Below are 8,935 nucleotides of genomic sequence, written 5' to 3'. Positions count from 1 at the left end.
GTCGCAAGACGACGTATAGGGTCTGACGCCTGCCCGGTGCTGGAAGGTTAAGAGGAGAGGTGCAAGCTTTGAATCGAAGCCCCAGTAAACGGCGGCCGTAACTATAACGGTCCTAAGGTAGCGAAATTCCTTGTCGGGTAAGTTCCGACCTGCACGAATGGCGTAACGACTTCCCCGCTGTCTCCAACATAGACTCAGTGAAATTGAATTCCCCGTGAAGATGCGGGGTTCCTGCGGTCAGACGGAAAGACCCCGTGCACCTTTACTATAGCTTTACACTGGCATTCGTGTCGGCATGTGTAGGATAGGTGGTAGGCTTTGAAGCTTGGACGCCAGTTTGAGTGGAGCCATCCTTGAAATACCACCCTTATCGTCATGGATGTCTAACCGCGGTCCGTCATCCGGATCCGGGACAGTGTATGGTGGGTAGTTTGACTGGGGCGGTCGCCTCCGAAAGAGTAACGGAGGCGCGCGATGGTGGGCTCAGACCGGTCGGAAATCGGTCGTCGAGTGCAATGGCATAAGCCCGCCTGACTGCGAGACTGACAAGTCGAGCAGAGACGAAAGTCGGTCATAGTGATCCGGTGGTCCCGTGTGGAAGGGCCATCGCTCAACGGATAAAAGGTACGCCGGGGATAACAGGCTGATGACCCCCAAGAGTCCATATCGACGGGGTTGTTTGGCACCTCGATGTCGGCTCATCGCATCCTGGGGCTGGAGCAGGTCCCAAGGGTTTGGCTGTTCGCCAATTAAAGCGGTACGTGAGCTGGGTTCAGAACGTCGTGAGACAGTTCGGTCCCTATCTGCCGTGGGTGTAGGAATATTGACAGGATCTGTCCCTAGTACGAGAGGACCGGGATGGACATATCTCTGGTGGACCTGTTGTCGTGCCAACGGCATAGCAGGGTAGCTATATATGGAAGGGATAACCGCTGAAGGCATCTAAGCGGGAAACCCACCTGAAAACGAGTATTCCCTATCAGAGCCGTGGAAGACGACCACGTTGATAGGACGGGTGTGGAAGTGCAGTAATGCATGAAGCTTACCGTTACTAATAGCTCGATTGGCTTGATCGTTCTCATTGCTTATGTTCATCAGTGCTGCTCAGCAGCACCGATGATGCTTCTCTTTTGTCCTGACGCGCTTAAGCGCTCCGGACAGGCCGCGCCAAACCGGTATTTTGCCTTCGGCAAAAACCTGGGCGCGACGGCCTATCGGCCTGTATGGGAGCTTCCCTGCAGACGAAGGCAGAGAAAACTGACGTGTTCAAAATAAAACAGGCGAATGCCTGCCAGCTTCTCAACAACATTGCCCTTAGCCGACCTGGTGGTCATGGCGGGGTGGCTGCACCCGTTCCCATTCCGAACACGGCCGTGAAACGCCCCAGCGCCAATGGTACTTCGTCTCAAGACGCGGGAGAGTAGGTCGCTGCCAGGTCTGCTAATGGCAATGTTGTCAGGTTTTGCAAAAGCAAATACCTCGGGTTTTGCATCGCAAATACCCCAATCTTCTCAACACAAAATCGGCCCAAGCCGAAAACATCGGGCCGCAGCAAGCGGCCCTTTTTGCTTGCTAAAATCTCTCAAGCGCAACAAACATAGTTGCGCTCTTGGCGCGGGGTGGAGCAGCCCGGTAGCTCGTCAGGCTCATAACCTGAAGGCCGCAGGTTCAAATCCTGCCCCCGCAACCAGTATAACCTAAATCTACCATTCGAAAATCGCATCAAAAAGCTCCTCGCCATAATCGTCGAGGAGCTTTTTGCGTTGCTGCTCAATATCGGGTTCGACGGACAATCTGGAAGGCAGCTCATTGCGAATTGAGCGCTGTCGGTGACCGAGCTTCAACACAGCCTATCGCGCAATCGCCAAAGGTCTTCCGATTGGTTCATGCGCTATGACGTCCATGGGTAAACCATAGATGCGCTGCAGTGCTTCAGGCGTCATGATCGTCTCCGGCGCTCCCTGTCTGATCACGCGGCCGGAATGGAGAACAGTGATGTTATCGCAGAAGCGGGACGCCATGTTGATGTCGTGAAGGACGATGATGATACCGAGACCTCTCTCCTGAGACAGATTGCGGAGCAGTGAGAGCACCTCGATCTGGTGGGCGATGTCGAGGGCCGAGATCGGTTCGTCGAGCAGCAGGCATTCCGTATCGCCACCTGCATGGTGAGCCAGGCGCGTTGTCTTTCACCGCCGGAGAGCGTGTCGACGAGGCGGTCGGCGAGGGGCGTGACACCGGTCAATGCCATCGCCTCGTCGGTCTTTTGCCTGTCCATCTCGCCGAACCGACCGAGGGACCCGTGCCAGGGATATCGTCCAAGCGATTCGAGTTCGCGGACGGTCATTCCGACAGCCGAGGGCAGGTGCTGCGCCAGATAGGCAGCTTTGTGTGCCAGCGCTTGGTCGTCCCAGGCGTCGAGCGTTCGTCCGTCCAGGGTGATGCTGCCGCTCGTTGGCGCTTGCTGACGTGGCAGCAGTTTCAGAAGCGTCGACTTGCCGGAGCCGTTGTGCCCGATCAGCCCGAGAACATGGCCATCCATCGGGATATCGAGCGTCAGCGGTGCAAGAATAGGCCGCCCGGCGACATCGGAAAGACAGAAGGTCGATCTCTGTCCGTTCAAAACCTGACCTTTTTGCTCGATCTGGGCAGAGACTGCCGCAATCCTCGATACCCGGAATGCAATCTCTCAGACTTTCCGGCGACGCACGCGCAGTCTATTCTCCTCGACATAGCGAATGGCATCCGTCAGCCGGGCAGGTAGATTGAAGTCTGGGTTTTTCCCGGAAAGTTGCCGGACAATCCACTCGAGGTAATGCGCTGCGTTGCCCCAGAAGACTTTTCTCGACAGGCCGCTCCCCCTTGCCAAGGCATCAACGAGCGGAGTCAGGTGCGTGGAGACCAGTAGGGAGGCTGCCTGGTCCGGCATCTTCTGTCGTGAAAGGGGTGGGGAGACGCAAGGCTACCGGCTCGCTGTCGTCATCGACCACGGTGGCGGTGTTCTCGATGTCGGCATGAACGGCTTTTCCCCCGATCACGGATAGGGCCATGACGGGGATGATCGCGGTCGCCAGCTATTTCTGCGACCATAGGGGAACCAGACAGCCATCGGGTTTGACGGCAAAACGACGTGCGTAGCTCTCATGGAGACAAGCAAAGGCATCGGTTTCCAGCACCTGTGCTGATGGCGCCACCCTGCGGATTTCCGGTCCATGGGGCAGTCTGTCCCGGATCGGCGCGAGCGGGCCGCTCAATCGCGAGAGCAGATCCGCCGGGGTGCTAAGGCTGTTGATGGGTGCCTCCGGTAAAGGAGCCACTGGAAGTACGGTCCACCGACGAAGGCCGCGAGGACGCCTGCGGGGATTTCTTAGGGGAAGTGAATGCTGCGACCGTGCCAGTTAGCCGCGGTCATCAAGGCCCCCCCGGCGGCGGCCGCACACAATGCCCGGTCCAGCGGCTTTGGAGGCGTGGTCATCGCCGCGATATGGGGCGCGATCAGTCCGACAAAGCTCAAAGGGCCGACGACCAAGGTAGCGGCAGCTGTGAGGATGGCAGACAACGACAGCAGCGAGGTCCGGGACCGTCGTGGAGCGGCGCCCGCGCTCACCCTAAGGCCTTCGGGGCTCGCGAGCGGATTGGCCGTGACCGACTGCATGATCGTGCCGGCCAGAGCCAGCATGGCCCCGGCCGAGGCTGCCGCAAGGACCAGCGGCCATCGACCCGAAGCCAGCTCCGCCGTTGGGAGGTTGTCGATGAACAGATGCTCGGTCAGAGAAAAGACGGCGATTGCGCCCATCACGACGATCGCGATGAGCAGGGCGCAGTGCGGGCGGTGGCGCGGGCTGGAGTTGGGCGTTCGGGCTTCAGCCTGCAGCACCGTCACGGTCATGTTCTTTCAAAAGCACAAGCATCGGGATTCAGGCCGCCAAAGCGCCAGTGCCACGGCATTGGAAAAGTCGTTCTGAACGAGCGAGCCGCTGGCCCAGATGAAGACGGAGCGCAGATATTCATGATTGAAGAGCGCAAGGACGACCGATGCGGTTCCGGCAAAGAAACTGATAATCATGCCGGCAAGGAGCATGGTGACGGGGGAAAAGCCACCTCTTGATGCGAGCAGCATGACAAGCCCAAGCGTGGCGAGGGCTCCGGTGACAGCGGATAGTTCGATGGACCAAACCGCCATGCCCGGTGCGGCGAGTGCCGCGAGCGTGATGGCAAGCTGAGCGCCGGACAGAAGTCCCAGCGTGCTCGGTTCCGCCAGAGGGTTCTTCAGAACCTGCTGGAAGACCACTCCGGACAGAGAGAGGGCAGCGCCAGCAAACAGCGCTACAAAAATGCGGGGAAGAAGGGCGTAGCGCAGATAGGTCTCGCCTAAGCTGTCCGGCGCAGGATCGAGGATCGCCGCCATCATCCGGGACAGGGGAACATGGCTGCTGTAGCCCAGAATGGTCAGCGCAAGTGCAGACGAAATCAGCAGCATGAACAGAAGTAAGGGGCGTTGCTTCATGCCGGTTGCAGCGCCTTTCCGAGGATCGTCGCAAAGCGCAGGGCAGACGGCAGGGCGCCGAAGACCCAGGTCGGCGGTATGGTCACGACCCGGTTTGCTTTTACGGAGGGAATTGCTCTCCACAAGGCGCTTCCGACAAGTTTCTCGGGTGGGCCCGGCTCGATGATGACGAGCCTTGCCTCCGGGTTTCGCGCAATCGCATCCAGCCCGGAGGTCGAGAAACAGTAGTGATTGCCAGCCTCTGTCCAGGCCTTTTCTTGCAAGCAGACAGCCAACGCCCGGCAGGGTCGGATATCGGTTGGAACAAACTCGTGTCGGGTGGCTTTTGCAAACTTGGCGCGGGCTGTGGCGTATTGGTCGCATGCCGGCGAATAGGTCGGAACCGTTCCCGTGGGCATGCGATAACGAGGTGAGTTGATGAATGAGACTAGCAAGGTTCGCCTGACGGTGAACCGGACATTCCGCGAGATCGACGTCGACAACCGAACCACATTGCTCGACTTCTTGCGAGAAAACCTGCAGCTCACGGGCACGAAAAAGGGCTGCGATCATGGCCAGTGCGGCGCCTGCACCGTCATCGTCGACGGACGTCGGGTCAATTCGTGCCTGACACTCGCCGTCATGAACGAGGGCGCTGAAGTCACCACGATCGAGGGGCTGGGCGCACCCGGTGATCTGCACCCGATGCAGGCCGCTTTCGTCAAGCATGACGGTTTCCAGTGTGGCTACTGCACGCCCGGCCAGATCTGTTCCTCCGTCGCGATGCTCGAAGAGATCGCGGCCGACATCCCCAGCCACGTGACCGACGATCTGATAAACAAGGCGCGGCCAACTGCCGAAGAGATCCGCGAGCGGATGAGCGGAAACATCTGTCGCTGCGGTGCCTATCCCAACATCGTCGATGCCATTACCGAGGTCGCGGAAACACGCTCATGAAAGCCTTCACCTATGAACGCGCGGCCTCGGCCGAAGCGGCAGCGCAAATTGCCGCGTCAAATCCGCATGCAAAGTTTATTGCAGGCGGTACCAATCTTCTTGATCTGATGAAGCTCCAAATCGAGACGCCGACCCATCTGATCGATGTCAACGGGCTCGAGCTCAACAAGATCGAACCGACGGCCGAAGGAGGCCTGCGGGTTGGCGCCCTGGTGCGCAATACCGATCTGGCCGCCCATGAGATTGTCCGTCGAGACTATCCGCTGCTGGCACGAGCGCTGCTTTCCGGAGCGTCCGGACAATTGCGCAACCGGGCCACGACCGGCGGAAACCTGCTGCAGCGGACCCGCTGTCCCTACTTCTACGACACCAATCAACCCTGCAACAAGCGGCAGCCGGGGAGCGGATGTTCGGCCATCGGCGGTTTCAGTCGGCAGCATGCGGTCCTCGGGGTGAGTGACGCCTGCATCGCGACCCATCCCAGCGACATGGCCGTTGCGATGCGCGCGCTCGATGCCGTCGTCGAGACAGTGAAGGCCGATGGCAGCCGTCGCGCCATTCCGCTCGCCGATTTCCACCGTCTGCCGGAAGACACGCCGCATATCGAAACGGTCCTTGAACAAAGCGAGATCATCACGGCAGTCTGTCTGCCGCCGCCGATCAGCGGCACCCAGATCTATCGCAAGGTTCGCGACCGTGCATCCTATGCCTTCGCGCTCGTCTCTGTCGCTGTCGTTATCCAGCCGGACGGATCCGGGCGGGTCGCTCTCGGGGGCGTCGCACACAAGCCGTGGCGGAGCGAGGACGCGGAGGTGCAATTGCCCAGCGGTGCTCGAGCAACGGCGGCAGTCTTGCTCGCTGATGCCCGACCGACGGATCAGAACCGTTTCAAGCTCGCTCTCGTGGAGCGCTTGCTGAGCGCCGTCATCGCGCAAGCCAAGGATCAAAGCTCATGAAGTTCGACAGGCCAGAAACGACCAATCCCATCGACAATCTGACGGTGGTCGGCCGACCCACGCGGCGAATCGACGGCGAGCTCAAGACGACAGGTCGCGCCACCTATGCCTATGAGCACTGGGATCTCGGCTTTGAGATCGCCTATGGCTATCCGGTGGCCGCCGGCATTGCCAAGGGGCGTATCCTCTCCATCGACAGCAAGAGCGCCCGGCAGGCGCGCGGTGTTCTTGCGGTGGTCACCACACTTGACGTCGGGGAGCACGACAAGGGTGAGCACAATACCGCGGTGCTCTTTGGCGGAGATGTCGTGCAGCATTATCATCAGGCAATCGCCCTTGTCGTTGCAGAGACATTCGAACAAGCGCGGGCGGCTGCTTCACTGATCGACGTATCCTACGAGCCCGAGGAAGGGGCTTTCGATCTGGCCGAGGCCAAGAAAACGGCAGAAAAGCCTTCGGAAGATGAGAAGCCCGACACGGCCGTTGGCGACTTCGATCATGCCTATGCTTGCGCGTCTGTGACGCTCGATGCCGAGTACAGCACACCAGACCAGTCGCATGCGGCAATGGAGCCGCATGCCTCGATGGCGGTCTGGGACGGCGATGAACTGAAGATCTGGACCTCGAGCCAGATGATCGACTGGTGGCGAACGGACTTGGCGACCTTCCTTGGCATGGACAAGGAGAGGATCCGACTGATGTCGCCCTTCATCGGCGGTGGCTTCGGCGGAAAGCTGTTTCTCAGGGCCGATGCTGTGCTTGCCGCGCTGGGTGCCAAGGCTGCTCGATGCGCAGTCAAGGTTTCCCTTCCGAGGCCGGTGATCATGAACAACACCACCCACCGACCGGCGACGATCCAGCGTGTCCGGATCGGTGCCGATACAAAGGGCAAGATTGAGGCGATTGCACATGAGAGCTGGTCCGGCAACTTGCCGGAGGGAAGCCTAGAAACGGCGGTCAACCAGACGCGGCTTCTTTATGGCGGCGAAAACCGGATGACCGCCATGCGCCTGGCCTCGCTCGACCTGCCCGAGGGCAATGCGATGCGCGCGCCGGGCGAAGCGCCGGGTCTGATGGCGCTCGAGATTGCCATGGACGAGATGGCCGAAAAGCTCGGCATTGATCCTGTCGACTTCAGGATCATCAACGACACGCAGGTTGATCCGGAGAACCCGGATCGCCCGTTCTCGAAACGCGACCTGATCGGTTGTCTGCGCCTCGGGGCGGAACGCTTTGGGTGGAGCGATCGAGGCCAGCCGGGAACACGACGCGACGGCAACTGGCTTGTCGGAACCGGTGTGGCGGCCGCCTATCGCGACAATTTGCTCGTTGAGTCCGGTGCCCGGGTCCGCCTCGAAAGCAATGGTCGGATTACCGTCGAGACCGACATGACCGATATCGGCACGGGCAGCTACACCATCATCGCGCAGACCGCTGCCGAAATGATGGGGGTGACGCTGGAGGAAGTCGATGTCCGGCTCGGCGATTCCAGCTTTCCGGTATCCGCCGGCTCCGGCGGTCAGTTCGGTGCAAATTGTTCGACTGCCGGTGTGTATGCCGCCTGCGTCAAGCTGCGCGAGGCCGTTATCCAAAAACTCGGTTTCAATGCTCAGGATGTTCGATTCGAAAACGGTCAGGTTCGCTCGGGCAGTCACGCAATCCCTCTGGCGGATGCCGTCGGTCCGGATGGTCTTGTCGGCGAGGACACGATCGAATGGGGTGACCTCTCCAAGACCCATCAGCAATCAACCTTCGGCGCGCACTTCGTCGAGGTGGGTGTGGATGTCGTCACCGGGGAGTGCCGCGTTCGGCGCATGTTGGCCGTGTGTGCGGCCGGCCGCATCCTTAACCCGATCACTGCCCGGAGCCAAGTCATTGGCGCGATGACCATGGGCATTGGGGCTGCGCTTTCGGAAGAGCTTATCGTCGATACGAGCCGAGGCTTTTTCGTCAATCACGATCTCGCCGGTTACGAGGTGCCCGTGCATGCGGACATTCCGAGCCAAGAGGTGATCTTCCTCGACGAAACGGATCCGATGTCTTCACCGATGAAGGCCAAGGGTGTCGGCGAACTGGGCTTGTGCGGTGTATCGGCGGCGATCGCGAACGCCATCTACAACGCCACGGGTGCTCGCGTCCGCGACTATCCGGTTACGCTGGACAAGTTGATCGGACATCTGCCCGCCGATTTTTGAGCTCGAACCATCTAGGGACGCGTGGGCATCGATGCCGGCCACGTATTTTCAGGCGTGCCTATTAAGCGCCATTCACCAGGTCGGACGGCCTGGTGAATGGCATTGCTGCACGATGACATTGCGTCCATCACTTCCGATTGTCGCCTCCTCAGTCTCCATTTTCTCAGCCGCAAACACTGTCATCACGCCTCCGTGAGAAAATGTCGTTTTATGGCCTCGTCCGGCCAGCTTAAGGCTTGCCGGAAATGCGGCTCTGAAAGGGGCGCGCAGCCAAAACCCAGTGCGGTCGGATTTCGCGCGAGGCGTTTCATATCGCCATCGCAAGATCGCCCCGCAGACAA

Annotated in this window: 9 protein-coding genes, 1 tRNA gene and 2 rRNA genes (1 of these 12 running past the window's edge); 7 read left to right on the top strand and 5 right to left on the bottom strand. The window is 59.8% G+C overall.

What is annotated here, in order from left to right; all coding sequences use genetic code 11:
* The 3 genes from D4A92_RS04065 to D4A92_RS04055 all read left to right on the top strand — a co-directional run.
* A 23S ribosomal RNA gene (locus D4A92_RS04065) occupies positions 1-1,076 on the top strand; it begins 1,724 nt to the left of the window's first position.
* A 246-nt stretch (positions 1,077-1,322) separates the two neighbouring features.
* Positions 1,323-1,437 (top strand): 5S ribosomal RNA (rrf, locus tag D4A92_RS04060).
* A 176-nt stretch (positions 1,438-1,613) separates the two neighbouring features.
* Positions 1,614-1,690, top strand: a tRNA-Met gene (locus tag D4A92_RS04055).
* A gap of 279 nt (positions 1,691-1,969) precedes the next feature.
* On the opposite strand, the gene D4A92_RS04050 is transcribed toward D4A92_RS04055, so the two are convergent.
* Entirely contained in the window at positions 1,970-2,623 is a 654-nt protein-coding gene (locus D4A92_RS04050) for an ATP-binding cassette domain-containing protein (protein WP_425959335.1), read from the bottom strand.
* A gap of 66 nt (positions 2,624-2,689) precedes the next feature.
* Positions 2,690-2,929, bottom strand: coding sequence for an IucA/IucC family C-terminal-domain containing protein (locus tag D4A92_RS25305; RefSeq protein WP_203018289.1), 240 nt, complete (start codon positions 2,927-2,929; stop codon positions 2,690-2,692).
* Between D4A92_RS25305 and D4A92_RS04040 the strand changes: the two genes are divergently transcribed.
* On the top strand, positions 2,895-3,044 hold the full coding sequence (locus D4A92_RS04040; RefSeq protein WP_203020099.1) for a hypothetical protein: 150 nt from the start codon (positions 2,895-2,897) through the stop codon (positions 3,042-3,044). The two genes, D4A92_RS25305 and D4A92_RS04040, sit on opposite strands and share 35 nt — an antisense overlap.
* 323 nt (positions 3,045-3,367) lie before the next feature.
* On the opposite strand, the gene D4A92_RS25040 is transcribed toward D4A92_RS04040, so the two are convergent.
* From D4A92_RS25040 to D4A92_RS04030, 3 genes are read right to left on the bottom strand one after another with little or no spacing between them, the layout of a single operon-like run.
* Complete coding sequence (locus tag D4A92_RS25040) at positions 3,368-3,889, bottom strand: iron chelate uptake ABC transporter family permease subunit (RefSeq protein WP_246754026.1); 522 nt, start codon at positions 3,887-3,889, stop codon at positions 3,368-3,370.
* Between the two features lie 6 nt (positions 3,890-3,895).
* A complete protein-coding gene (locus D4A92_RS25035; protein ID WP_246754025.1) occupies positions 3,896-4,507 on the bottom strand; it encodes an iron chelate uptake ABC transporter family permease subunit in 612 nt (203 codons plus the stop codon).
* A complete protein-coding gene (locus tag D4A92_RS04030) occupies positions 4,504-4,770 on the bottom strand; it encodes a hypothetical protein (RefSeq protein WP_203018287.1) in 267 nt (88 codons plus the stop codon). The genes D4A92_RS25035 and D4A92_RS04030 overlap by 4 nt, the downstream gene beginning before the upstream one ends.
* Positions 4,771-4,924: 154 nt before the next feature.
* Here D4A92_RS04030 and paoA point away from each other — a divergent pair, with 154 nt between their 5' ends.
* The 3 genes from paoA to paoC are packed head-to-tail and all read left to right on the top strand — an operon-like array spanning position 4,925 to position 8,594.
* Positions 4,925-5,443 carry an aldehyde dehydrogenase iron-sulfur subunit PaoA gene (paoA, locus tag D4A92_RS04025; protein WP_203018285.1) on the top strand — a complete coding sequence of 173 codons (519 nt, stop codon included), beginning with the start codon at positions 4,925-4,927 and terminating at the stop codon, positions 5,441-5,443.
* On the top strand, positions 5,440-6,399 hold the full coding sequence (locus D4A92_RS04020) for an FAD binding domain-containing protein (RefSeq protein ID WP_203018283.1): 960 nt from the start codon (positions 5,440-5,442) through the stop codon (positions 6,397-6,399). The genes paoA and D4A92_RS04020 overlap by 4 nt, the downstream gene beginning before the upstream one ends.
* Positions 6,396-8,594 (top strand): aldehyde oxidoreductase molybdenum-binding subunit PaoC, encoded by a 2,199-nt coding sequence (paoC, locus tag D4A92_RS04015; protein ID WP_203018281.1) that lies wholly within the window; start codon positions 6,396-6,398, stop codon positions 8,592-8,594. Before D4A92_RS04020 ends, paoC begins: the two co-directional genes overlap by 4 nt.
* The last annotated feature ends 341 nt before the right edge of the window (positions 8,595-8,935 follow it).

The organism is Rhizobium rosettiformans (genome assembly GCF_016806065.1).
In the GTDB taxonomy this organism is placed as follows: Bacteria; Pseudomonadota; Alphaproteobacteria; order Rhizobiales; family Rhizobiaceae; genus Allorhizobium.
Note: the sequence above shows the minus strand (reverse complement) of the source record. Positions and strands in the feature narration are given on the sequence as shown.